This window comes from Alphaproteobacteria bacterium (genome assembly GCA_016722515.1).
Taxonomy (GTDB): domain Bacteria; phylum Pseudomonadota; class Alphaproteobacteria; order Rickettsiales; family JADKJE01; genus JADKJE01.
The window spans coordinates 596,751-620,716 of sequence record JADKJE010000001.1 but is presented as its reverse complement, the minus strand read 5'-3'; the positions used below and the strand labels follow the sequence as shown (position 1 = coordinate 620,716).

General features: G+C 42.8%; 19 protein-coding genes. 17 read left to right on the top strand and 2 right to left on the bottom strand.

The genetic code is table 11. The features are described from left to right. The first annotated feature begins 1 nt into the window (after position 1). The 9 genes from IPP74_02810 to IPP74_02770 are packed head-to-tail and all read left to right on the top strand — an operon-like array spanning position 2 to position 10,358. Positions 2–2,077 (top strand): NADH-quinone oxidoreductase subunit G, encoded by a 2,076-nt coding sequence (locus IPP74_02810; GenBank protein ID MBL0318224.1) that lies wholly within the window; start codon positions 2–4, stop codon positions 2,075–2,077. A gap of 3 nt (positions 2,078–2,080) precedes the next feature. Further along, the gene (nuoH, locus tag IPP74_02805) at positions 2,081–3,100 is read left to right on the top strand and encodes an NADH-quinone oxidoreductase subunit NuoH (GenBank protein MBL0318223.1); all 1,020 of its coding nucleotides are present in this window, start codon (positions 2,081–2,083) and stop codon (positions 3,098–3,100) included. A 36-nt stretch (positions 3,101–3,136) separates the two neighbouring features. Next, positions 3,137–3,628, top strand: coding sequence for an NADH-quinone oxidoreductase subunit NuoI (gene nuoI, locus IPP74_02800; GenBank protein MBL0318222.1), 492 nt, complete (start codon positions 3,137–3,139; stop codon positions 3,626–3,628). Between the two features lie 10 nt (positions 3,629–3,638). Then, positions 3,639–4,247, top strand: coding sequence for an NADH-quinone oxidoreductase subunit J (locus IPP74_02795; GenBank protein MBL0318221.1), 609 nt, complete (start codon positions 3,639–3,641; stop codon positions 4,245–4,247). An 8-nt stretch (positions 4,248–4,255) separates the two neighbouring features. Then, a complete protein-coding gene (nuoK, locus tag IPP74_02790) occupies positions 4,256–4,564 on the top strand; it encodes an NADH-quinone oxidoreductase subunit NuoK (GenBank protein MBL0318220.1) in 309 nt (102 codons plus the stop codon). Positions 4,565–4,567: 3 nt separating this feature from the next. Then, entirely contained in the window at positions 4,568–6,502 is a 1,935-nt protein-coding gene (nuoL, locus tag IPP74_02785; GenBank protein MBL0318219.1) for an NADH-quinone oxidoreductase subunit L, read from the top strand. Positions 6,503–6,535: 33 nt separating this feature from the next. Further along, positions 6,536–8,134, top strand: a complete 1,599-nt coding sequence (locus IPP74_02780) for an NADH-quinone oxidoreductase subunit M (protein ID MBL0318218.1) — start codon at positions 6,536–6,538, stop codon at positions 8,132–8,134. 1 nt (position 8,135) lies between these two features. After that, positions 8,136–9,608 carry an NADH-quinone oxidoreductase subunit NuoN gene (gene nuoN / locus IPP74_02775; protein MBL0318217.1) on the top strand — a complete coding sequence of 491 codons (1,473 nt, stop codon included), beginning with the start codon at positions 8,136–8,138 and terminating at the stop codon, positions 9,606–9,608. A gap of 18 nt (positions 9,609–9,626) precedes the next feature. Beyond that, positions 9,627–10,358: a biotin--[acetyl-CoA-carboxylase] ligase gene (locus tag IPP74_02770; protein MBL0318216.1), complete on the top strand. Its 732-nt coding sequence runs from the start codon at positions 9,627–9,629 to the stop codon at positions 10,356–10,358. Here IPP74_02770 and IPP74_02765 read toward each other — a convergent pair. Next, positions 10,355–13,753 (bottom strand): ankyrin repeat domain-containing protein, encoded by a 3,399-nt coding sequence (locus tag IPP74_02765; GenBank protein MBL0318215.1) that lies wholly within the window; start codon positions 13,751–13,753, stop codon positions 10,355–10,357. The two genes, IPP74_02770 and IPP74_02765, sit on opposite strands and share 4 nt — an antisense overlap. Before the next feature lie 212 nt (positions 13,754–13,965). On the opposite strand from IPP74_02765, the gene IPP74_02760 reads away from it, so the two are divergent. The 7 genes from IPP74_02760 to IPP74_02730 all read left to right on the top strand — a co-directional run bounded on the left by IPP74_02760 (position 13,966) and on the right by IPP74_02730 (position 19,949). Next, positions 13,966–14,256 carry a hypothetical protein gene (locus tag IPP74_02760; protein MBL0318214.1) on the top strand — a complete coding sequence of 97 codons (291 nt, stop codon included), beginning with the start codon at positions 13,966–13,968 and terminating at the stop codon, positions 14,254–14,256. Positions 14,257–14,265: 9 nt separating this feature from the next. Then, positions 14,266–14,733, top strand: a complete 468-nt coding sequence (locus IPP74_02755; protein MBL0318213.1) for a UPF0262 family protein — start codon at positions 14,266–14,268, stop codon at positions 14,731–14,733. Positions 14,734–14,815: 82 nt separating this feature from the next. Then, the gene (locus IPP74_02750) at positions 14,816–15,436 is read left to right on the top strand and encodes a NifU family protein (protein ID MBL0318212.1); all 621 of its coding nucleotides are present in this window, start codon (positions 14,816–14,818) and stop codon (positions 15,434–15,436) included. Positions 15,437–15,538: 102 nt separating this feature from the next. After that, a complete protein-coding gene (locus IPP74_02745; protein MBL0318211.1) occupies positions 15,539–16,252 on the top strand; it encodes a Bax inhibitor-1/YccA family protein in 714 nt (237 codons plus the stop codon). Between the two features lie 155 nt (positions 16,253–16,407). Further along, entirely contained in the window at positions 16,408–17,820 is a 1,413-nt protein-coding gene (mgtE, locus tag IPP74_02740) for a magnesium transporter (GenBank protein ID MBL0318210.1), read from the top strand. Positions 17,821–17,832: 12 nt separating this feature from the next. Continuing rightward, positions 17,833–19,257 carry an FAD-binding oxidoreductase gene (locus tag IPP74_02735; GenBank protein ID MBL0318209.1) on the top strand — a complete coding sequence of 475 codons (1,425 nt, stop codon included), beginning with the start codon at positions 17,833–17,835 and terminating at the stop codon, positions 19,255–19,257. A 5-nt stretch (positions 19,258–19,262) separates the two neighbouring features. After that, entirely contained in the window at positions 19,263–19,949 is a 687-nt protein-coding gene (locus IPP74_02730; protein ID MBL0318208.1) for a heme ABC transporter permease, read from the top strand. A 101-nt stretch (positions 19,950–20,050) separates the two neighbouring features. On the opposite strand, the gene IPP74_02725 is transcribed toward IPP74_02730, so the two are convergent. Next, a complete protein-coding gene (locus IPP74_02725; protein MBL0318207.1) occupies positions 20,051–21,223 on the bottom strand; it encodes a hypothetical protein in 1,173 nt (390 codons plus the stop codon). Between the two features lie 615 nt (positions 21,224–21,838). On the opposite strand from IPP74_02725, the gene IPP74_02720 reads away from it, so the two are divergent. After that, entirely contained in the window at positions 21,839–23,914 is a 2,076-nt protein-coding gene (locus IPP74_02720) for a hypothetical protein (GenBank protein MBL0318206.1), read from the top strand. The last annotated feature ends 52 nt before the right edge of the window (positions 23,915–23,966 follow it).

Here is a 23,966-nt window from a genome sequence, read left to right as displayed (position 1 = left end):
TATGGCAACACTGACAGTAAATGGCAAGCAGTTAACCGTGGAAGACGGAATAACCGTGCTTCAAGCTTGTGAAATGGCGGGAGCTGAGATCCCTCGTTTCTGTTATCATGAACGATTATCCATCGCCGGCAATTGCCGGATGTGTCTGGTGGATATAGAAAAATCGCCCAAACCAGTAGCGTCGTGTGCAATGCCAGTGGGTGAGGGTATGGTGATCCATACCGATACCCCAAAAGTTAAAAAAGCACGCGAAGGGGTGATGGAGTTTTTGCTTATTAACCACCCGCTGGATTGCCCAATTTGCGATCAAGGCGGAGAATGTGACCTGCAAGATCAGGCTATGGCCTATGGTTCAGGCGCCAGCCGCTATAAAGAGACAAAACGTTCAGTTAAAGAAAAAGATTTAGGGCCATTGGTTAAAACCTTCATGACGCGCTGTATCCACTGTACGCGTTGCATCCGTTTTGGACAGGATGTTGCCGGTGCCGAAGAAATGGGCGCGGTATTTCGTGGCGAAGATATGGAAGTGGGTACCTATATTGAACAATATATCAGTTCGGAATTATCCGGTAACATTATTGACCTTTGTCCGGTTGGTGCATTAACGTCTAAACCTTATGCGTTTAAAGTGCGTTCGTGGGAATTGGAAAAAACCGAATCTATCGATGTACTCGATGCGGTTGGCTCTGCTATCCGTATTGATTCACGTGGTCGTGAAGTCATGCGTGTATTGCCACGTATCAACGAAGAGGTCAATGAAGAATGGATTTCAGACAAAACCCGTTTTGCGTATGATGGTTTGAAACTCCAACGCCTGGATCGTCCGTATGTTCGACGTCATGGTAAATTAGAGGCGTGCAGCTGGAATGAGGCTTTGGCGACCATTGCCGATAAATTGAAACAGGTTTCTGGCACTAAGATTGCTGCGATTGCAGGTGATATGGCCGATGTTGAGTCCATGTATCTGTTAAAGCGGTTACTGGCCTCCTTAGGTTCGGACAATCTGGAATGCCGGCAAGATGGTGCTGCATTGGATGCCTCGGATCGTGCTTCATATGTGTTCAATACCACCATCGCAGGGATTGAGCAAGCCGATGCCTGCTTGTTGGTTGGAACCAATCCTAAAGTAGAAGCCCCTATTATCAATGCGCGTCTGCGTAAACGTTATTTGCGTGGCAATTTCCCAATCGGTGTTGTGGGGTCTAACGATGAATTGACTTACCGCTACACCCATTGTGGTAGTGATCCTGCTGCGTTACAGGCTATTTTAGATGGCACACATGAATTTGCCGCACGTCTTGAAAAAGCTGAGAAGCCCATGCTCATTATTGGTCAGGATGCATTAGCCCGTGAAGATGGCGCTGCGATTTTGCAATTATGCAAACAGATAGCCGATACATTTGGCTTGGTTAGTGACAGCTGGAATGGCTTTAACGTGCTGCACAAGGCCGCGTCGCGCGTGGGGGCTCTGGATCTTGGTTTTGTTTCATCACGTTTTGATTCGGTAGATGCGTTATTGGATGCAACATCCCGTGGCGATATAGAAGTGGTATTCCTGCTGGGAGCCGATGAAATAGAATTTAAAAAATTAGATAGCGCTTTTGTGATCTACCAGGGACATCATGGTGATGCAGGTGCGCATCGCGCCGATGTGATTCTTCCAGGAGCCGCTTATACTGAAAAAGACGGGATCTATGTGAATACCGAGGGTCGGGTGCAATATGGCAATCGTGCTGTGTTTGCTCCAGGCGAAGCTAAAGAAGATTGGGAAATTATTGTTCAGCTATCTGACATCCTGTCCAAGCCTCTTGGGCATACCAAACTTAGTCAGGTTCGTAAGCAATTGATCAAAGATTATCCGTCCTTTGATGTGCCAGATACGATCGCGAAGTCTGTATGGAAAAAAGCATCAGGCGGTGTAGCTTCAGTTAAAGCATCCGTACCGTTTGAGCTGACACTTCTTAATTATTATATGACCGACCCTATCAGCCGCTCGTCTAAGACGATGGCGCTGTGCTCGGAACAATTAAGAGGTGCCGCCCGTAAAAGTCCAGTTAACTCTTGTTGTGCGGCGTAGGTTATGGAAACATTTATTCAGCAATATCTCTTACCTGTTTTACCAATCGTACTGAAAATTATCTGCTACATCGTGCCACTGATTGTGTCGGTTGCGTATTTGACCTATGCAGAACGTCGCGTAATTGCCTTTATGCAGTTGCGTAAGGGACCTAACGTGGTTGGGCCTTTTGGTTTGCTACAGCCGATTGCCGATGCAGTTAAACTGATTTCAAAAGAGATGATTATCCCAACGGGGGCGAATAAGGTGGTGTTTATTCTTGCACCGATGATTACCTTTATCCTGGCGTTTATCGGTTGGGCTGTGATTCCTGTAAGTGCTGGCGTGGTGATTGCTGATGTGAATGTCGGCGTACTTTACCTGCTGGCTATTTCATCGCTGGGGGTTTATGGCATTATTATGTCGGGTTGGGCGAGTAACTCCAAATATGCATTTTTAGGTGCTATCCGTTCATCGGCGCAAATGATCTCGTATGAGGTGGCTATTGGGTTTGTGATGGTAACGGTATTGATGACCGTTGGTTCACTGAATCTAACCGATATCGTGGAAGCCAGAAAGACAATGCCACTTGAAATTAAATTATTGCTGTTTCCGATGATGGTGGTGTTCTTTATTTGTATGTTGGCTGAAACCAACCGTCATCCGTTTGACTTACCAGAGGCTGAAGCAGAATTAGTGGCCGGCTTTAACGTAGAATATTCATCCATGGCATTTGCCCTGTTTTTCCTGGGCGAATATGCCAACATGATTTTGATGAGCGGTATCATGACCATTTTGTTCATGGGAGGCTGGTTGCCACCGCTTGATTTGCCGATTTTAGCTGCGGTTCCAGGGATAGTCTGGTTTGCCGGGAAAGTGGCTGTGCTGTTGTTTACGTTTTTGTGGGTAAGGGCAACTTTCCCGCGTTATCGTTATGATCAGTTAATGAGATTAGGTTGGAAAATTTTCTTACCGTTGACGTTGATTTGGGTTGTTATTATGTCTGCTGTTTTAGTCTATGGCGGATATCTTCCAACCACCTAAATTGATAAATTAATGTAATGGATGAAGTAGAGCATTATGGCAGTTCTTGATCGTACAGCGAGGGCGTTGTTTTTGACGGAGTTAGTTTCCGGGATGTATTTAACATTTAAGTATATGTTTAAACGTCCAGTGACCATTAACTATCCTTATGAAAAAGGTCCGCTGAGTCCGCGTTTTCGTGGCGAACATGCGTTACGCCGTTACCCTAATGGCGAAGAGCGCTGCATTGCCTGTAAATTGTGTGAAGCCATTTGTCCGGCACAGGCTATTACGATTGAAGCCGATGTTCGTGAGGATGGTAGCCGTCGTACGACTCGTTACGATATCGATATGACCAAATGTATCTATTGTGGGTTTTGTGAAGAAGCCTGTCCGGTGGATGCAATCGTGGAAGGGCCCAATTTTGAATATGCAACGGAGACCCGTGCAGAGCTCTTTTACGACAAAGAAAAATTACTAGCCAACGGCGATCGTTGGGAACCTGCGCTTGCAGAGCGGTTAATGGTCAGGTCACAGTCTGAGGAATAATGGTACATTTATGTTTATGATGCTGATGTTTTATGTTCTGTCTGCACTAACACTCCTTTCGGGCGTGTGCGTGATCACCATGAAAAATCCAGTCCATTCGGTACTGTTTTTGATCTTTGCCTTTTTCAATGCTTCTGGCCTATTCATTTTGATGGGGGCTGAGTTTGTGGCGATGATTCTGGTTATCGTCTATGTAGGGGCGGTAGCGGTTTTGTTCCTGTTTGTCATTATGATGATGAATGTCAATTACGCAGTGCTTAAACAGGGGTTCATTAAATATCTTCCTATTGGTGCGTGTGTAGCGTTGGTTATGTTTACGGAATTATTCGTGGTGATGCGTGCAACCGATGCTGCTCCCAAGATACCAGCGCCATTAGCTCAGCAAATCCCCACGAATATCAGCAATACTCGGGCGATAGGGAATGTTCTTTATACCGACTACCTCGCGCCTTTTGAAGTGGCTGGCGTTATTTTATTTGTGGCGATGGTTGGCGCAATTGTGTTAACCCACCGCCAACGTACAGGTGTGCGTAAACAGAATATCTCAAAACAGGTTGCACGTCGTGCTAAAGATGGTGTTGAACTGGTGAAAGTCCAATTTGGCCAAGGGATTAAATAGGTGATCTTATGCAAATAGGTTTAATGCAGTTTTTAACCGTAAGTACCCTGCTCTTTACCATAGGCGTATGCGGCATATTCTTGAATCGTAAAAATGTGATTACATTATTGATGTCAATCGAACTTATGCTGTTAGCTGTGAATATCCAGTTTGTGGCATTTTCTGCGTATTTGCAGGATTTAGTTGGACAGATTTTCGTGATGTTTATCCTGACTGTTGCTGCGGCAGAAGCAGCAATTGGTTTGGCGATCCTGGTTGTCTATTTTAGAAACCGCGGATCAATTGCTGTTGATGATATTAATCAGATGAAAGGGTAACGGATGATAAGCGCTATCGTATTCTTACCATTACTGGGAGCCTTAATCAGCGGATTATTATGTCGCTGCATACCGGTTAAAATAGCCCAGTGGGGAACCACGGCTTTGCTCGTGGCATCAGCTGTGATGGCTGGTATTTTATTTTATCAAGTAACACAACACCATTTGGCTTATCATGTGACCCTCTTGGATTGGGTGAGCTCGGGTGACTTTAATGCTAAATGGGTTTTACGTGTTGATGTACTGACGGCTGTAATGTTGGTGGTCGTAACATCGGTATCATCGCTGGTGCATCTTTATTCCATCGGCTATATGTCGCATGATCCTCATATTCAGCGTTTTATGTCGTATCTGTCATTGTTTACCTTCTTTATGTTGATGTTGGTGACATCGGATAACCTTTTGCAATTATTCTTAGGTTGGGAAGGCGTAGGCTTATGCTCCTATTTGCTGATTGGATTTTGGTACCAACGTCCGTCTGCTTACGCAGCGGCCATGAAAGCGTTTATCGTCAACCGTGTCGGCGATCTTGGATTTATCTTGGGCGTGTTTTTAATCTATACCACGATGGGTTCTATTTATTTTGATGAGATTTTTGCTAAAGCACCGGGCGTGGCGGCGCAGACGATCACCTTGTTTGGAGCACAAATCCCGTTGATGAATGCTATCTGTATGTTGTTATTTATTGGCTGCATGGGTAAATCTGCTCAGATTGGTTTACATACATGGTTGCCAGATGCGATGGAAGGCCCAACACCGGTTTCAGCATTAATCCATGCTGCTACGATGGTGACGGCTGGTGTTTTCTTAGTTGCACGCTGTTCACCTTTATTCGAATTGGCACCTGCCATCTTAGCCGTGGTTACTGTAGTGGGAGCGACAACGGCCATTTTTGCGGCCACCGTTGCGATAACGCAAAATGATATTAAGCGGGTTGTTGCTTATTCAACGTGTAGCCAGTTGGGTTATATGTTTTTTGCTTGTGGCGTTTCTGCCTATTCAGCTGGTGTTTTCCATTTAATGACGCACGCATTTTTCAAAGCCCTGTTATTCCTCGGTTGTGGAAGTGTTATCCATGCCATGTCTGATGAGCAAGATATCCAGAAAATGGGCGGCTTGATGAAAAAATTGCCATTTAGCTTTTCTGTGATGCTGATTGGTTCATTGTCACTAGCGGGAATTCCTCCTTTTGCTGGTTTCTTTTCTAAAGATGTCATCCTCGAGAGTGCTTATGCTTCAGGGTCTTTGTCTGGACATTTTGCGTTTTGGATGGGGATATGCGCAGCTTTCCTCACGGCCTTTTATTCATGGCGATTGCTCATTTTGACCTTTAACGGTAAAACCCGTGCCGATCATCATACGTATGACCATGCACATGAGTCGCCTTTAACGATGTCCATACCGCTTGCATTATTAGCCGTTGGTGCTGTGGTTGCCGGTTATATTGGTGCACATCTGCTTGGTATGGTCGATCCATCACTGGCATTTTGGAATCATTCCGTTGCGGGTACACCGGGCGAAAATATCCTCGCTCACGCACACCATGTTCCTGAATGGGTAAAAATGGCTCCGTTGGCAGTGGGATTAGCTGGTATTGTTATGGCCTATGTTTTCTATTTATGGGTACCGTCGATTCCAACCAAAGTGGCAAAGAAACTGCGTCCGCTTTATTTGATCTCTTTTAACAAATGGTATTTTGATGAGCTGTATGGTCTGGTTTTTGTCCGCGGCGTTAAAAAACTGGGTACATTTTGTTGGCGTATTATCGATACCATCGTTATTGATGGATTCGGACCTAACGGGAGTGCCAGGGTTTCACACTATTGGGCTGTCGTTTTAAGCCGTGTTCAAAGTGGTTATGTGTACCATTACGCGTTTGTGATGTTGCTTGGTACCGTTGGTATTATCTTCTGGTATCTGTACAGGATAACAGGGTAAAAATAATAAGGGATTAGTAGGTAGAGGCTTAATATGGCAAGTTTCCCGATTTTAAGTATGTTGCTTGCGTTACCCTTCGTGGGAGCGCTGGTATTATTGTTGTTTTGCCGCAATGGCACACAGGTAGCTCATGAGCATGCGGGCCATGGTCATGGTTGCTCTCATGTGGCTGGCCTTTCTTCCAAGTCGATAGCGCTGGCGGTTTCAACGATTACGTTTGTGGTTTCGTTATTGCTTCTGACGCATTTTAACATGCACACGGCTGCGTTTCAGTATGAAGAGCGTTTTGAATGGTTTAAGGATGCTAACATCCATTATTATTTAGGGATCGATGGAATTTCTATTTATTTTGTGCTGTTGACCACCTTGCTTATCCCCGTATGTATTCTCGCCAGTTGGAAGTCGATTACCTATCGTGTCCGCGAGTTTATGATTGCGTTCCTGGTGATGGAAACCTTCGTGATTGGTGTGTTCGTTTCACTTGATTTTGTACTATTCTATGTGTTTTTCGAAGCGGTCCTTATACCGATGTATTTTATCATCGGTATTTGGGGGAGTAAAAATCGTGTTTATGCGGCCTATAAGTTTTTCCTTTATACCCTCGCCGGATCTTTATTATTATTAGTGGCTCTTGTTTATATTTATTTGAAAACGGGAACAACGGATATCGTTGAATTGATGGGGCTGGTTCCTCAATTTTCTAAAGATGTACAGATATGGCTATGGCTGGCATTCTTTGCTTCCTTTGCGGTTAAAGTGCCGATGGTGCCATTCCATACCTGGTTACCTGATGCGCACGTTCAAGCTCCTACGGCTGGATCGGTAATCTTAGCTGGTGTTCTTTTGAAGCTCGGTGGTTACGGATTTATCCGGTTGTCGTTACCGTTGTTGCCGGCAGCCAGTGTGGCCTTAGCTCCGTACATTAATGGCTTAAGTATTATTGCGGTGATTTATACATCCTTAGTTGCGCTGATGCAGACGGATATGAAAAAGCTTATTGCCTATTCGTCGATTGCGCATATGGGATTTGTGACGATTGGTATTTTTGCCCTGACCCAGCAGGCGATTGAGGGTGCTGTATTCCAAATGTTAAGCCACGGTATCGTTTCTGCCGCACTGTTCTTGATTGTTGGTGTTGTGTATGACCGTATGCACACACGTGAGATCGCTCGCTTCGGTGGGTTAGTAGAGCGTATGCCTGCCTATGCACTGATGTTTATGGTATTTACGATGGCATCGATTGGATTGCCTTCTACTAGCGGATTTGTTGGTGAAGTGCTGGTGATGGCTGGTGTGTTTAAAGTCAGCCCGATCAATACATTTTTGATCGGTACGGGAGTGATTCTGGGAGCGGCTTATATGTTATGGTTATATGCTCGCGTGGTATTTGGCAAAATGAAGCATGATGATCTTAAAGATATTTCTGATCTTGATTGTCGTGAATATGGTTACCTGGTTACCTTAGCTGCCATGGCCATTGTTTTTGGTATTTATCCAAAACCGATCCTTGAGCCATTGCATGCATCGGTTAATTATGTTATCCAGCAAGTCCACGATGCCGTTGAAGCCCCACAGACTGCGCAAGCATCTGTTCCAGCAGCGCCTGGTCAACCATCCTTGAAGAGGAATTAGTATGATGCAGCATGTGTTTAGCCAGATTGTTTCTGTCTTTCCCGAATTGGTATTAATCGTCGGTGCCATCGTTACGTTATTATTCAGCCTTTTTTCTAACAAAAACAGTTTTAGTTTTGTGACCCAGTGTTCTATTGGGTTATTGTTAGTTGCATCCTTTGTGCTTTTCCAAATGCCTGATACGCTTTCGCAGACATTTCATGGCATGATCTTTAATGATCATTATACCAAATTTATTAAGTTATTGGTAATAGGGGCGGCTGCATTTGTTTTAGTGATGTCGCTTGGCCATGATCGGCGCTTACCGGAATATCGAGCTGAACTTCCGGTATTGATGGTGTTGTCGGTAGCTGGCATGATGATTATGGTTTCAGCAAATGACATGCTGATGTTTTATGTAGGGCTTGAGTTGCAGAGCTTATGCTTGTATATCATGGCAGCGATACGTAAAGATACCATCAATTCAACGGAAGCAGGTTTAAAATATTTTGTTCTTGGAGCCCTGGCTTCTGGATTGTTGCTTTTTGGCATTTCGATGATTTATGGATTTTCTGGTACGACCAGCTTTACAGAGTTGGAGGCGCTTTATTCTTCGCCGGCAGCGTTGAGGCCGCTTGGCGTGATGGTTGGTATTATCCTGGTATTGATCGCCATTTTCTTCAAAATATCCGCAGTGCCTTTCCATATGTGGACACCTGATGTGTATCAAGGTTCTCCGACCATTGTTACCTTGTTCTTTGCCGCCGTGCCTAAAGTCGCTATGTTCGGTTTTTTGTTGCGGTTTATATTAGGCCCATTTGGCAGCATGACAGATCAGTGGCAGCAGATTATCGTATTTGTGAGTGCGGCATCTATGTTGGTAGGAGCCCTTGCTGCCATACGCCAAACCAATATTAAACGACTGCTTGCGTTTAGTTCGGTCGGTCACGTGGGGTATGCTTTGATGGGCGTGGCTTCCTCTTCGGATAAAGGTGCACAAGCGGTGTTGGTGTATCTCACCCTTTACGTTGTGATGACGCTAGGAATCTTTGGTTGTGTCCTCATGATGCGCAAAAAGGAGATCCATGGCACCGATGATTATGGATATTCAGAAGATTTTACCGAATGGACAGGGCTGGGTAAATCGCATCCGTTGAGAGCGGCCTTAATTACCATTTTCTTATTGTCGATGGCTGGGATACCACCCTTAGCAGGTTTCTTTGCAAAATTTTATATTTTCCGTGCGGCGGTTGATGCCGGGCTTTATCCTCTGGTTCTTATCGGTGCCCTATCAAGCGTTATTGGAGCTTTCTATTATATTCGTGTTATTAAGGTGATGTATTTTGATGAAGGTGAGGGGCGTATGGCCAAAACGGCACCTTATATCCTCAATGGCGTTGTGATGGCAAGTGCGCTGATTAATCTGTTTTACTTTGTGCTGCCTATGCCGTTAGTTGTGGTGGCTCGGCATGCTATCCATACATTATTTTCATAATTCTTAGAAGGTAATGGGTTGATAGGATTTCGCATTATTGATCTTGAAACCATCGATAGTACGAACCTTGAGTTAAGGCGTTTATTTTTAGCACACAAAGTCGGACATGGCACGGTACTAATGGCCAAAACCCAAACCCAGGGTCGTGGTCGACTTAATCGCCAGTGGCAGTCAGCAGCAGGAAATTTGTTTGCATCGCTGTTGATAGAACCTCCTGATCATCTCAAAGACCTTTCGAGTTTAAACGCATTTGCTGCGGGGATAATTCGCAAGAGCCTTTTAGAGATTATAGATGATACGCAAGCGATCACTATCAAATGGCCTAATGATGTGCTCCTTTATGGCCGAAAAGTTGCGGGTATCCTGGCAGAGTCACTACTGAATGCAAGATCGGCTAAGCCCGCTGTTATTGTGGGGATTGGTATAAATATTGATCATTCTCCTCAGCAAACGCTTTATCCAGCAACATCAATCAATGACCATCTAAACGATAAAACCACGAGGGAAGTGGTATTAGAAAGTCTGCTTAGGGCATGGGATAGGGATTATCATAGATGGTGTGAAAATACAGAAACGACCCTTCAAGAGGTATGGTTGCCTTATATGGAAGGAAAGGGGCAGATGAGGCGGGTGAATAGAGGAAATACGGCTATTGAAGGCCGGGTGGTCGATTTTTATGCTGATGGTACGGCTGTACTGCAACCTGACCATGGGGATTCGATAGTCATTCGAGTAGGAGATGTAAGCTAAATCACGTGGTTTTGATTGGTATCTTTATTGGATTTGGGTACAGAATGTGTTGTTAATGCGCTGGAACTAACAACATTGCGGTGTAAATGGGTTTCGAGGATATCGACAATCAAAAGAGGGTTAACGTGATGAATCTTCACCATTTGTCCTGCGTTTATAATGGTATAAACGTGTTTGGAAAATAGCTCTTGGAGTGTTACGCGGGTTGCATGGGTACGCTCTTTAGGGAGATGAAATGTGATGTTTCCAAAGTGGCTACCCGGAATCTTGACAGGCGTTCCATAGGCAGAATGTTGACCAGTACTGCATTTGCTTTCGATATCGACTGTGATGCCGCGTAAGTTTTCATGCTTATCCAAGCTTGCCTGTAATAACCTTTGTTCGTAGCGAATAAAGGCCTCTAGTGTCATTTCATGTGAAAACTCCCGTCCAATCATCGCAACATGCGAGAGGCATCTTTCTGAAAATGGGACAAATTCATCGGGATCAACTTTAAAACCAACCGGAGATCGTTTCGCGGCTCCAATCGGCTGTAACCAGCGCGTGCTAATATGAAATACCGCAATATCTTTGTGGGAAAAGGGGCCGACGGTGGCGATTCGTTGAAATTTACAAAGATTATCCGGGTTTTTAAGGATGAGTGAAAATTCACTTTTAAGCTCAATCAGTGCACCCAGTTCCGGATGGTAATTATTTGAATTATGGCCGCCTGCTGTTTTGAGCCCTTGGTTCATCCTTTCGGCGAATAAAATATTCCCTTTGGCATCGGTCGGTATGACACCTTGATAATTAATTTTTCGACTTCTTAGTTGGTTAGCTAATGCGCTTGCAGACAGAGGGATGGTTAATATGCCATTTGTTTCGTCGATGCTCCAGGACGGATGATCGTGTATGGCTAATACGGACTGAATGTGGTGTTTAATCCATACTAAGTGCGGGAACAAAGCAGGGGATGAGTCATCCTTATCCTGCACAATGGCTTGAACTAAAATGCAAGAGGAAGAATCCTCACAACAAACGCTTATATCCATGGTTTCAAGACGATGATTGAGTAAACCAACTTTGACCGAACTGGCTCCATATCCCGTAGGATTATTCAATTGTCCGTACTTGAGATAATATTCAAGATTGTGTGCCGAAGTAAGCAAGGTGATAAGTTCATATTTTATGAGTGCATTGAGTACGGAAGTAAGATTCGAATAGGCAGGGTGATGTTGATAGATATTGCTCTCGTTGGCTTTGCCGTTGAGGGTAATATAGAAAGGATCGGGGAGTGAGTTTAGATGTCTGTAATCGGTTGAATTGACAATGCTTTGGTTTCCCAATGCTCTAAAAAGTTGGAGGGTAGCTGCCGCATGGACATGCCGACCACGGCTGGAACCATGATGTGACATGTTAAATTCAAGTGTTAGCAAATGATCTTTGTAATGAACCGACAATAGGTTTGATGTGGGTTCTGTTTCAAGGATGAGAGCTTGAAAATGAATGATATCTTCAATAATAGCAATCTCCTTTTTGGAAAGGATATTCACCGAGGGGGGCGGCATCATTAAGTGATTGGCATAATCCAACATTTCAACATGGTTATAGCGGGTTGCTAATCGTATGACTCCCTCAACAACCCACGGGTAACTTTTTATCTCTGGATAGATTTCAAAGAAACGGTGAACACGATGGGTATCGCCGGCGATAATGGCTTGCCTTAACGCTACAAGTGAAATAACTGGTTGAGTTTTTCCAGGCATTTTAATTTGGTCTACATACGCCACATCAAGCGGTAACGTACTGGCGATAGAGGCCTCAAGTATGTGATAGTGCTGAATGAAGGATTCGATGGTTTTCCTTATTTCTGGGAGGTTATCACCTGCGTTAATGAACGGTGAGAGCAAATATTTTTGTTGCTCCAAAGGCAACATTTTAAGATGTTTTCGATAGAGACTGGCAAGAAAATCCTTATAGCGGAGGCCTGTGGTTACTTCATCCTTGATAGATAATGTATAAGTAAGGTGGGGGTGTGATTCCTTTTCAAAGTAAGTATAGGTCTGTTTACTTTCTTTGGTATGATGCCCTTTTTGGGGATGGAATTGATTATCATAGGTAACATGCACCGATGCTTCCTTACTTAATGGAATCATCCTGTCCTCTCCCCGTGCAGATCCCCAACCTGTACTTTTGACAACCAAAAATTCACGGGTAATCTCATCCATGTTATCAAGAGAAAAAAGAACGGAGCCAGCTTCACTGTCGTTAAAATAGCTGTGTGCCAGAATCGTGTCGGGATTTATTCCGAGGCCACCAAAGACAAAATAATGTGAGTTGTGGCAAATGGCTAGATCGCCTATAAGCCCGTATGGTGTGGTGTCATAGGCATTTTGAAGACGATGAAAGGGGCGTAATGCACCCGAGCGCATCATTTTATTATAACCAACAGGATCAAGAGTTGCGTGCTTCATGTAATAGGGGGCAGTGGCTATGTGTGCCAATAGACGTTTGATGAAAGGAGAGAGAGTGGGGGCAAAGTCGCTTTCATTAAAAACAAATTGACTCGGTGATGATGGGGTAGGAAGTAATTCTATTTCTCTAAGGCGTGCCATAGCAAAACGCCGCGAAAAGATAAGTTGAAAATTCCGAATATAGGTTTCTAGCCAATGAGGAAATGTGCGTGAGGGAGGTAGTAAAGCAACAATATTGCGATTGCGATCATAGCACTGGATTTGATTGCTTTTGCGCTGTGCATAGCGAAATTTTGCTTTTAATAATGGTCCTCCTTCTAATTCTACCCAGGCTTCAAGCGAGATCTGCGTGTTGTTGAGCTGAATTGAATAATTAAGATAATGATTTAAAAAGACGTCTGGGTGCTCCAGTAAGGCACATATGATTTCTTTATCAATGTTGAGACCTAAAAAAATAAGATCAACTGGAGAGCAGTTATGGATGCTTTTTAATAATGGATCGGCACCTTTTCGTAAAAGGTAGCGGATAACGTTAGGTGAGGTGTCATGTTGAATGGCTTTGTGAAGTGGTGTCTCTCCAGAGATTCCGATCGTGCCGTTGATGTCGGCTCCCTGATCAACAAAAAATGTTAGGACAGATTCATTACACTTATGGACAATAGCATAAGCGAAGCCCTGATTAATATCGGCCCCATGGTCAATCATGATCCTAAATAAGTCTAGATTTTGTGTTTGATCAAGGGCAAATTCTAAAATTTGGTTGGTTGACGTGGCAACGTCAATTCTTGAAAGTAGCTCTTTTAGGCTAGGAATATCGTTTAAAAGAATCGATTTTTTAATGGAGAAATAGTCAAAATCAGGTTTATTATATTCAATGAAATCAACATCTGGTTCAAATTCAAAAATGCCATCACTATCGGAAGAGGAATCACGAAGCTTCATAATAGATTGTTTTTGATAATTATATGAAATATTGTAAGTAAGTTATCAGAAATTATTTTGTTATTCAAGGCGTTGTGTAATAAATTCTGTGTTTGAAATGGGGGTTAGTGATGACGTAAGCGATCGTCATTGATCGTCAATCTAAAAAAAAATGTAGGCAGAGCATCCTATTTGGGTATATGTTAAGATCAAATTTTAATCAGGAGACCCGTATGTTTATTGTTCTTATTCATTATATCAAGCCTCTGGCAGAAGTAGATATTCACCGTGATGCGCACAGGGAGTATATTGATAAGCAAATACAGGCAGGAACGATATTAATGGCCGGTAGGCAGATTCCACCAGTGGGAGGGGCCTTTGTTGCTCGGGCTGCATCGCGCGAGTTTCTTGAAACCATGGTGTTGGAAGACCCATATCATAAAGCAGGGGTAGCAACGTTTGAGATGATTGAATTTGATGCGGGCAAATTGCACCCATCATGCCAACATTTGGCTTCATCTTAAGGAGTCATTGTGGAGGGAAGCAATCATATTATTGCCTTTTACCTTTCGCCTGAGCTTAAAGCCGCAAGCCCATTGCAGCAACATGATCAGGAAAAAGCAATCGCAGATTTTATGTTGCATAACCAAATCGATCTGAGCGCTTCGGTTGGCCCCTTCGAAGGGTACTTATCGTTGCAGGATAATAAGTGGATCCTGAATATTAGAGAGCATCTTGGCGGTGCATCGGTTGCTGATGTTAAAATACCGGTATCTAGTTTGCGTAAGATGATTAAGGATTACAGCATTATCTGTGAAAATTATCAACAGGCGGTGGCGACGGCCGATCCTTCAAAGGTGCAGGCCATTGATATGGGGCGCAGAAGCCTTCATAATGAAGGCGCTGAAATGTTAGTTAAAATCCTTTCTTCAACCCTTGACATCGACTTTGAAACAGGTCGCAGGCTTTTTTCAATCCTGGTGGTGGTGAGTAGACGTTAATTTTTAACGAAAAGGATGAATAAACCTAGTAATTTAGTCGGGAATATGGCATACTTTAGAGAGATATAATCAAGGTACGTTTATGTTTATCCAAACCGAATCCACACCGAATCCAGAAACATTAAAATTTATGCCCGGCGTTGAGGTCATGGGCGACCAGGGGCCTGTTAGCATCAGTTCGGAAGAGGAAGCTAAATCGCGCTCGCCGCTGGCTGCATCTTTATTTGAAATTGGTCGAGTCAAGTCGGTCTTCCTGGGATCTGATTTTGTATCGGTGACAAAAATTCAAGATGCAGATTGGAGCACGTTGAAAGTTGAAATACTGACTACGATTATGGACCATTTTTTAGCGGGCAAACCTGTACTTAGTCATGCAGACGCATCACCTGCACGTTCGACTCATCATCACCATCATGGCGGTGGGTGTTGTGGTGGGCTTGCTGATGATGGTGATGAATTTGAAGATACCGAACTTACCAAACAAATCAAAGAATTACTTGAAACCCGTGTGCGTCCAGCGGTTGCCCAGGATGGCGGGGATATTACCTTTAAGCGCTTTAATGAAGAAACAGGTATTGTCTATCTTGAACTTCATGGAGCATGCTCTGGATGCCCAAGCTCTACGGCCACGTTGAAGCAAGGGATTGAAAATATGCTAAAATACTATGTCCCCGAAATTACAGCTGTTGAAGCCGTTAATTAAGGCGCATGAACCTAAAGATGAAACGATTTTCATTGTGTCGTTTTTGGGATTGGAATATACTTGAAAAGAATACGCCCTGTTTTAAACATTAAGAGAGGTTTTATGAATGATTTTACCCGCGTTTCCAGTGGTATTAACGCCAAGCCGGTGAGTTATAATGATAGCTTGCGTGCGTTTATGATGAGTGTCTATAATCACATGGCGACTGCGTTGGCTATTACTGGATTGATTGCTTATTTCGTTGGTACTAACACCCAGATTTTCCAAATGTTTTATGGAACTCCGGTTATTTATGTGATTATGTTTGCGCCTGTTGTCTTGGCGATGGTGTTCGGTGCAAAAGTCTATACGATGTCGCCTAAAGCTGCCGCTATTGGACTGTATAGTTTTGCTGCGCTTATGGGGATCTCGACGGCTTATATCTTTATGGTGTATACGGCGGTCAGTATTGCCAGTACGTTTTTTATGACGGCGTCTATTTTTGGAGGTATGAGTTTATACGGTTATACTACCAAAAAAGATCTTACCTCATGGGGTAGCTTTTTGGTCATGGGAATGTTTGCTGCCATCTTAGTGAGCGTTGTGAATATCTTCCTTAAAAGCCCTGCTATTTCGTATGCTGTTTCGTATGTGGTGGTATTTCTGGTCATTGGCTTAACGGCTTATGATACGCAAAAATTAAAACAGATTCACTACCAGGTCTCTGGAGACCGGACGATGGTTGCCAGAGCATCTATTGCCGGAGCTTTTAGCCTTTATCTGGATTTCCTTAATTTATTTATCCAACTGCTTCGTTTATTTGGAAACAGAAAATAATAATGAAGTGTTGAAAATATCTAAAAAACCCGCATGTTACGCATGCGGGTTTTTTTATGATGAGGCCTTTTTGCGTTGCTTCTTGGTGTATTACTCGTTAAACTCGTATGATCAACGACTAAGGTCAAAAAATATGCTAGATGAGGGCCCTTGTTATGGCCGAAAACGAGTACATATTAAAGGAGCAGGAAACTGCCATTCCTGAAGACCATGAGTATGGTCTTGACCGTGGACGTATGCGTGCCGTTGTTGATGCTATTGACCAGCATGATGAAAAAAAACTTCTCGAATTATTAGAACCTGTCCATCCTGCCGATATTGCTGACAGTATCAACTTAATGAGTTACGACAAGCGAGCCTCGTTTGTGGAGTTGCTTGGTGATAATTTTTCACCGCTAATCCTCGTTGAGTTAGAAAGTGGTGTTCGCGATGAAGTCATCGAGATGCTGGGTATTGAGCGAGCAGCTAGAATTATAAAACAATTAAGCATAGAAGATGCTTTTGATTTTATTGAAGATATCGATGAAGAGCATCGGCATGCAATCTTACCAGAACTTCCAGAAAAAACCCGCGCAGCGATTGAAGAGGCGCTTGAATATCCAGACGATAGTGCCGGCCGTCTTTTGCAGAAAAACCTGGTTTCTGTTCCTGAATATTGGACAGTAGGGCAAACCATTGATTATCTGCGTTCTAAAAAGAAGCTGCCGAATGATTTTCATCATGTCTTTTTGGTGGATCCGCAGCATCGGCCGGTAGGGTCAATCCTGGTCAGCAGATTGATTCGAAAACAGCGGGCAACTGTGATCAAAGATATCATGGATATCGATCTTAAATTGATCCGCCCGGAAATGGATCAGGAGGAAGTGGCTTATATTTTTCGTCAATACGGGTTGGTATCAGCGCCGGTAGTCGATGAACAAGGGCATTTAAAGGGTATCATTTCCCTTGAAGATGTCGTGTCCGTTATTGAGGAAGAAGCTGAAGAGGATATTTTCTTACTCGGAGGGGTTGGCCAGGACGACATCCATGCGAGTTTATTAGAAACATCGCGTAAGCGTTTTTTATGGCTGTTCGTTAATTTTCTCACGGCCATTCTGGCTTCTTATGTGATTAGTTTATTCCAGGGATCGATTGAAAAAGTGGTTGCCCTGGCGGTGCTGATGCCTATTATTGCCTCCATGGGCGGTAATGCAGGAACACAAACCCTTACGGTTGTTGTAAGGGCCATTGCGACTAAAGATATAACCTCTGCCAATGCTATGCGCGTTCTTTTCAAAGAATTTATGGTGGGGTTTATCAATGGAATATTATTTGCGTTAGTGAGTGGTGTGTTGGTGGGATTATGGTTCCACAACTGGACGTATAGCCTTGTCTTTGGTTTGGCCATCACGCTGAATTTAATTTTTGCTGGATTTTCTGGCGTATTGATTCCTATTTCCCTGGTAAAATTGGGTCTTGATCCTGCTATTGCTTCGGGCGTGTTTTTAACAACCGTAACAGACTGTGTGGGGTTTGCAGGATTTTTAGGTTTTGCCACCTATTTTCTGTTTCATTTCAATCATTTTTAGAACGTGATTAACATGTTAGCGATCGATCATATTCAAGCATTATCCGAGATTGATCATTGTCGGACTATTGCGGCACACGACGATATCAAAAAATTTTGCATCCCTGAGCGTGGAAATGAAATAGGCAAGACGCCCTTAGTGTTAATGCCCTCTACGACGGAAGCCGTTTCAGCAATTCTATCTTATTGCCATCAGCACCAACTGGAGATAATGCCCCAGGGCGGATTGACAGGGCTTGCTGGTGGTTCTATCCCCACGGCCAGTGATACGCAAATTGTGTTAAACCTCTCGCGTTTAAATCAAATGATTCAACTGAAAGACGGGTATGCCACTGCACAGGCAGGGATGGTGTTATCAACTTTTAAAGATGAAGTAGCAAGAAAAGGGCGTTATTTCCCCCTTTCCTATGGATCGGAACAAAGTGCACAACTTGGAGGTGCTGTTGCGACCAATGCAGGTGGAATTAATTTTTTGCATTACGGAGGGGCAAGGCAATTACTCTTAAAGCTGAAAGTGGTTTTAATGGATGGTACTATCCTTGAACTAGGGAATACGGTTCCTAAAGATAATTGCGGCTATGATATCAAGGATCTTTTTGTCGGAAGTGAAGGAACTTTAGGTGTTATTACCGAAGTGACGTTTAGGTTATTTAATCCGCGCGCACAAACCTATACCAGCTTGGTAGGTTTAACGGAGATTGAGCCTTTACCACAGATATTCAAGCAATTAAAATCGGGCATGGGTGATAGTTTAACGGCCTTCGAATTGATTAATCGGCAGGCATTTCAATTGGGTTTTGAGTCTTATATCAAAGATCACGGCGATCTGGCCTTGTTTGATCAAAGCTATCCCTGGTATCTTCTCTTTGAATGTTCTACGTCCAGCCCGTATATGAATCTTCAGGAAATGCTGATACTAACCTTAGAGGCGGATCATTCTTTTATCAACCTTGAACAGGTATTGCTGGCGGAGAATTTAGAAAAAGCAGAAGCGTTGTGGTCGTGCCGACATCGTATTTCGGATGCAGCCAAGCACTATCCTGGCATTACTTTTGATATTTCAGTGGAAGATATCGATGGGTTTGTCAAAGAATTTTCAACGAAGATCACGGCGATTCATTCCCAGCTGGTGCCTGTTATTTTTGGTCATGCAGGTGATTATAACCTGCACGTCCATGCGCGTAATATGTCATCCAAGCAGGATTTATCTGCTTTAGAGAAGCAACAGCTGGAAGATCTGGTGTTTGCTATTTTAACATCGATGAAAGAAAAAAAACTCGGGGCCAGCCTGAGTGCAGAACATGGCATTGGTCGCCATAAAAAGCGCATGTTGTCATCATGGGTTCCGCAGGTGCATATTCAAGCCATGAAAGGTATTAAACAACTGTTTGACCCGCAGTCACTCCTGCATGACGGCGTGATATTCGATAAGGACTAAATGAAATGTTACATCGTTGGTTAAAACCTAAATCATTGCGTACATGGATGCCATGGATGATGAAACTATCGATCTGTGTCTGTGTGATCACGTTAGGTTTGGGGCTTTATTGGTCGCTATTAGCATCCCCTGCCGATTATCAACAAGGCGATACGGTTAGGATTATGTATATCCATGTTCCGGCGGCCTGGATGGCCATGATGATTTATTCGATTATGGCAGGTGCAAGTGGCGCTTATTTAGTATGGCGCAATCCGGTGATGCCTCTTATTGCCGAAGAATCAGCACCACTTGGGGCAGCCTTCACCTTTATGTGCCTGGTGACTGGTTCATTATGGGGCAAACCTATGTGGGGGACCTGGTGGGTGTGGGATGCCAGGCTTACCTCGGTTTTGGTGTTGTTCTTTTTGTATATTGGCTATTTATTCCTGGTGAGTGCGCTGCGCAGTAAAGAAGCCTATGAGCGCCTTACGGCCATGCTGGTATTAATCGGTTTTGTGAATATTCCCGTCATTAAATTTTCGGTGGAATTCTGGAACACATTACACCAGCCTGCCAGCGTTATCCGTAAAGGTGGCATAGCCATCGATACCGCCTTCCTAAAGCCTTTGTTTACGATGGGTATTGCATTCATGGCGCTTTATCTGGCGCTGTTATCGGTGAGAGTGTTGAGGCGATTGCGGGCGGGATAATATTGACAGACTTGGTGGACGAATGTCCACCAAGTCTGTCATAATCTAATATAATGCTATTCTAATCTCAGTACAAAATTCTGAACTCAAAATGAAAATGCTTAAGATAATGAAACCAGGTTCTGTGTATGAGATGGATTTCCAAGTTCTTTTGTTGCTGCCTTAGTGGCGCCTTCAATAATCTTAGCCATTTCGTAAGCTTTAGGAAGGTTATCCACATCCAATACTTGCCGCATAGTTCTATCCGAAATTCCTCTATATACTCCGTTGTTTTGTTTCACGTAATCCCTTAAACTTTCTCTGTCAAACATCTGATTATCTGGGGCTACAACGGGGTCTTTCATAATTTCACTGGTTATTGGATCTTCAATAGTTATCTCGCTCACTATGCTATTTCTTCCAACAAAATCGATAATATCATCTTCCGTTACTCCTGCTTCCTTAGCCTTAAAAAGTGCTTGAACAATAGCATTATTACGAGTATTACGAGGAGATTCCTTCTTTGAAGGCTGTATTCTTTCACGGTAACCAGGCTGGTTATTCGCGGACACATTGACTCCTGGTATTTGATTTTCATTGGAGGAGTGATTGTATGCAGGAACAGCTACTGGTGCTGGATTATGAACTGGGGTACGAATGTTTGCAGGAAAAACTACAGGTGCTGGATTATGAACGTGTCTACGATCGTTCTGATTCAAACCAGGGTTGGTTTGTGGGGGAAGAAAATAATAAAATGGCTCATCAGGATGTGTTTCAGCCGGATTGTTCACGTTTGGAGTATGATTTCCTCGTACAAGATCGCGCGTTACTTGAAATAATCCACGGCGCCCTTTTTTCTCAGGGGTGTTTTTCTCTCCAATTAATATCATTTTAGTGGCGGCTAAGGGAACGCTTGGTAAGGTCAACACTAATGCGGCACCGGTCTTCGTTGCATCGCGTAGCAAGAGGCCTCCATTATAAATCAATCCCCTGCCAACAACAATGCTTCCAGCTCCACCTAGAATAAGCGGGCCTGCAACCGTCGCCGTTAAGCCGACTTTAACAGTACCTAATCCATCTTCTGAAAAAAGAGGTGCTACAAGTGTAGAAGGAATGCTAACAACGGGAATAGCTAGTCCTCCGACAATCATAATGCTTCCCACCAGGACTTCCCCTGTGCCCGCTATTAGATGGCTGGTTGATTTTAAAGCATAGAAAAGGGGAGCAAGGGTTGCGCTTCCAACATTTTTCCAATTATCATAAGTATCAAGTGGGTGTCTGACAACGTGATTCATTCTTAAGTAAAGATTTGAACGAATTTTATTCTTATGTTCGCGCTTGTAATCACCGTAGGATTCCTCACCAAGAAATGAAAAGCTGGTGGTGTATTTAGCTAATAAACGGGCATTACCTGTTTTTAAAGGCAGCTTTTCTTTACCTTTTTTTGTTTTCCATTTAAATGCATTGTCTTTATCTTGTTCTACAAGGTCAATATGATGTAGGCGTTTTTTTTGACATAGTTATCTACCATTTATAGTTTTATACTATTTTGAAAATATAAAATATATTTATTTTGTCAACAACTTGTTGTTAATATTTCTGTTTTTTCATGAACTATATGACCTTGTATGTGATTTAGAAGCGAAAATTCACATATTTATATGTTAATATATAATTTGATGTATGTATTTGTTTAATATTTACTATGTTGTCGATAAAATAGATAACGTTTCTTTTGGGATATATTAACGAGAAGAGAATGGTTGATTTGTTGGGGGCTGCGAAGTCATAATGGCCTATACAATGTAAATAATAGAAACACTTATTCTCTTTTTTTGTTGTTTTGTTTAATTTAAAATTAAATATGATTTATTATCATTGTTCATGATGCTGATAGAAAAAGATGTGTTATGTCCAAAAAAACAATTGATATTGATAGTTATTTAAAAGAGACTTTGGAATACTTTACTTCTAATGAATACACTACTTCTAGAAAAGAATATACTAATCAAGACAATAGTTCTAGTAAAGAACAGCTACCCGAGGTTAGTCGTAATACGATAGAAAAATCTATTCCTTCTTTAGCGGATAAAGGGATGTCTGACAAAGAGATCGAAGAATATCTTAAGAAAGATTTAGAAAATTTGAAAAGATCGGATGCAAAGCCGGTGGGTTATTCTAATTTTATAAGGGATGTTGAGAAAAGAATTGGAGATAGATTTGAAGAAGACCGTAATGACCGCCAGGCAAAGGTTTATGGTCATCTCGAAGACGTGTGTAAAGAGAAAGATATAACGATTCAATCCGCGGAATTTTATAAAGATGGTGGCATGAAGATTACCGTTCAGGAAAAAGGTAAGGATAAAGATGTTTATTTTTCTGCTGAGAAGGTTGCAGAACAGTCGGCAAAATTAGAAAATAACAATGGGTCCAAGCAGGCTGGAGAAGAAAAGGTTAAAGCGTATGATGTGAAGAATGGTGCAGAAAATAGAGAAAGAAATGGAACTCCTATCGTAGGAAATACCGATCTAGAAGCGACATTAACCAGTGCCTTAGAAGGTAACCACAAATCTTCCGTTGGTTTAAAAAATAAAAGTGCAGATAGAAAGGTTAAAGAATTAAGTGACGAGGATATAAAAAATCTGGATGAATCCGCGGTTAAAAAGTTTTTCTTAGATAATAAGCCACTTGAAAAAGAGTCGGCAGAATCTAAAAATGACATGTTAAAAGCTAAACGAGACGAATTGAAACAAAACGACACCAAAGCAAAAGCCTTAGGATTTAACGGTGACGAAGCCAAACAGAAAGTGGATGAACTTAAAAATGACCCTGACCGGCAACAAAAAATCAAAAACTATACACCGCAGGAATTAGATTCATTGCTGTTGCCTGACACAGAAAAAAAGCAAAGTAAGAGAGAGATCCTAAATGCTAACATTGTTGCTGATGCAGGTAAGAATGCCGTTGGCAATGACAAAATTCAACCAGAGGACGCTAGAAAACAACAATTAATCAACTATGTAGAAGGGCCATCAGACGTAGGTTTGCAAAACAAGGCTGTTGATGCAGCATTAAAGAAGATGTCGAATGAAAAGATGAATAGTTTGTCTGCCAAGGAATTACAGGAACACTTTAAAGAAAAAGATGTTAAGCGATTCCTTGATGCGGCTAAAACTGAAAGGGAGAAGGAGGGGGGCAATAAGAACGCCAAATGGTCTGATTTTGCGAAGACAGAATTGGCAGATAAAAAGCAAGAATTAATAGATAAAGATAAGCAAAAGGAACAAGAGCCAGCTAAACCAAAAGCCAGTGAAAAAGTTGGGGAATTATTAGGCAATCACGAAGAGAAGCTTGCACAAGGTGTAAAAGATACGGCAAGCGCAGGAAAGACAGCGCTCGGTGCCATGGGTAAGGGAATGGCGTTAACGGTTGTGGCAACGGTAGCAGCTGGCGTCTTATTGGGGCCTGTAGCGATTGGTGTGCTCGCCGCTGGCGTTATAGCAACAGCTGCATACACGGCCTATAAAACGGGCGGCAAGATAAGCGATAGCCAAACCTTTAAAGACGTTAAACATACAGCAAAAGAAGCCGGGACTAACCTTGTCGTGAAAGCACTTTCAACGGCGATAGTTAAGGGAGTCGAGGCGATTGAAAAAAAGAATGAAGAAAAAGAGGCTAAGACGGCAAAGAAGTTTAGCATTGAAGAAAATGGAAAAGAAGTAGGCAAGGGACTTAAGGATCTTAGAAAAAATCTGAAGGGCATGAAAGGAAGTGTTTCTGTAGAATTTAAAGTTGGTGACGAGACCATACTTAAGATGATGGATAAAGATGTAAAAGACATCAGAAAACAATTAGAAAAACCAGAAGTAAGAAAACAAATAAAGACCTTAAGAGATGCAAAAATGAGTGAATCGCAGCAAGCTGGAGGGCAATCCCATCCACAAACCCCGCGTGTTGAGGTTAAGTCTACTGGGAAAGCGAAATAGCATTAAATGTTTAATCGTAGTATCTTCGCTAAAGGTGATGCTTTTTATCGGC

What these genes read in the sequence shown, in the direction of transcription:
- nuoL (MBL0318219.1), top strand. Translation starts at nt 4,568, where the DNA reads ATGATAAGCGCTATCGTATTCTTACCATTACTGGGAGCCTTAATCAGC.
- IPP74_02760 (MBL0318214.1), top strand. Translation starts at nt 13,966, where the DNA reads ATGTTTATTGTTCTTATTCATTATATCAAGCCTCTGGCAGAAGTAGAT.
- IPP74_02725 (MBL0318207.1), bottom strand. Translation starts at nt 21,223, where the DNA reads ATGAATCACGTTGTCAGACACCCACTTGATACTTATGATAATTGGAAA.
- IPP74_02780 (MBL0318218.1), top strand. Translation starts at nt 6,536, where the DNA reads ATGGCAAGTTTCCCGATTTTAAGTATGTTGCTTGCGTTACCCTTCGTG.
- IPP74_02735 (MBL0318209.1), top strand. Translation starts at nt 17,833, where the DNA reads ATGTTAGCGATCGATCATATTCAAGCATTATCCGAGATTGATCATTGT.
- IPP74_02810 (MBL0318224.1), top strand. Translation starts at nt 2, where the DNA reads ATGGCAACACTGACAGTAAATGGCAAGCAGTTAACCGTGGAAGACGGA.
- IPP74_02750 (MBL0318212.1), top strand. Translation starts at nt 14,816, where the DNA reads ATGTTTATCCAAACCGAATCCACACCGAATCCAGAAACATTAAAATTT.
- IPP74_02795 (MBL0318221.1), top strand. Translation starts at nt 3,639, where the DNA reads ATGTTTATGATGCTGATGTTTTATGTTCTGTCTGCACTAACACTCCTT.
- IPP74_02730 (MBL0318208.1), top strand. Translation starts at nt 19,263, where the DNA reads ATGTTACATCGTTGGTTAAAACCTAAATCATTGCGTACATGGATGCCA.
- nuoK (MBL0318220.1), top strand. Translation starts at nt 4,256, where the DNA reads ATGCAAATAGGTTTAATGCAGTTTTTAACCGTAAGTACCCTGCTCTTT.
- nuoH (MBL0318223.1), top strand. Translation starts at nt 2,081, where the DNA reads ATGGAAACATTTATTCAGCAATATCTCTTACCTGTTTTACCAATCGTA.
- nuoI (MBL0318222.1), top strand. Translation starts at nt 3,137, where the DNA reads ATGGCAGTTCTTGATCGTACAGCGAGGGCGTTGTTTTTGACGGAGTTA.
- IPP74_02720 (MBL0318206.1), top strand. Translation starts at nt 21,839, where the DNA reads ATGTCCAAAAAAACAATTGATATTGATAGTTATTTAAAAGAGACTTTG.
- mgtE (MBL0318210.1), top strand. Translation starts at nt 16,408, where the DNA reads ATGGCCGAAAACGAGTACATATTAAAGGAGCAGGAAACTGCCATTCCT.
- IPP74_02745 (MBL0318211.1), top strand. Translation starts at nt 15,539, where the DNA reads ATGAATGATTTTACCCGCGTTTCCAGTGGTATTAACGCCAAGCCGGTG.
- nuoN (MBL0318217.1), top strand. Translation starts at nt 8,136, where the DNA reads ATGATGCAGCATGTGTTTAGCCAGATTGTTTCTGTCTTTCCCGAATTG.
- IPP74_02765 (MBL0318215.1), bottom strand. Translation starts at nt 13,753, where the DNA reads ATGAAGCTTCGTGATTCCTCTTCCGATAGTGATGGCATTTTTGAATTT.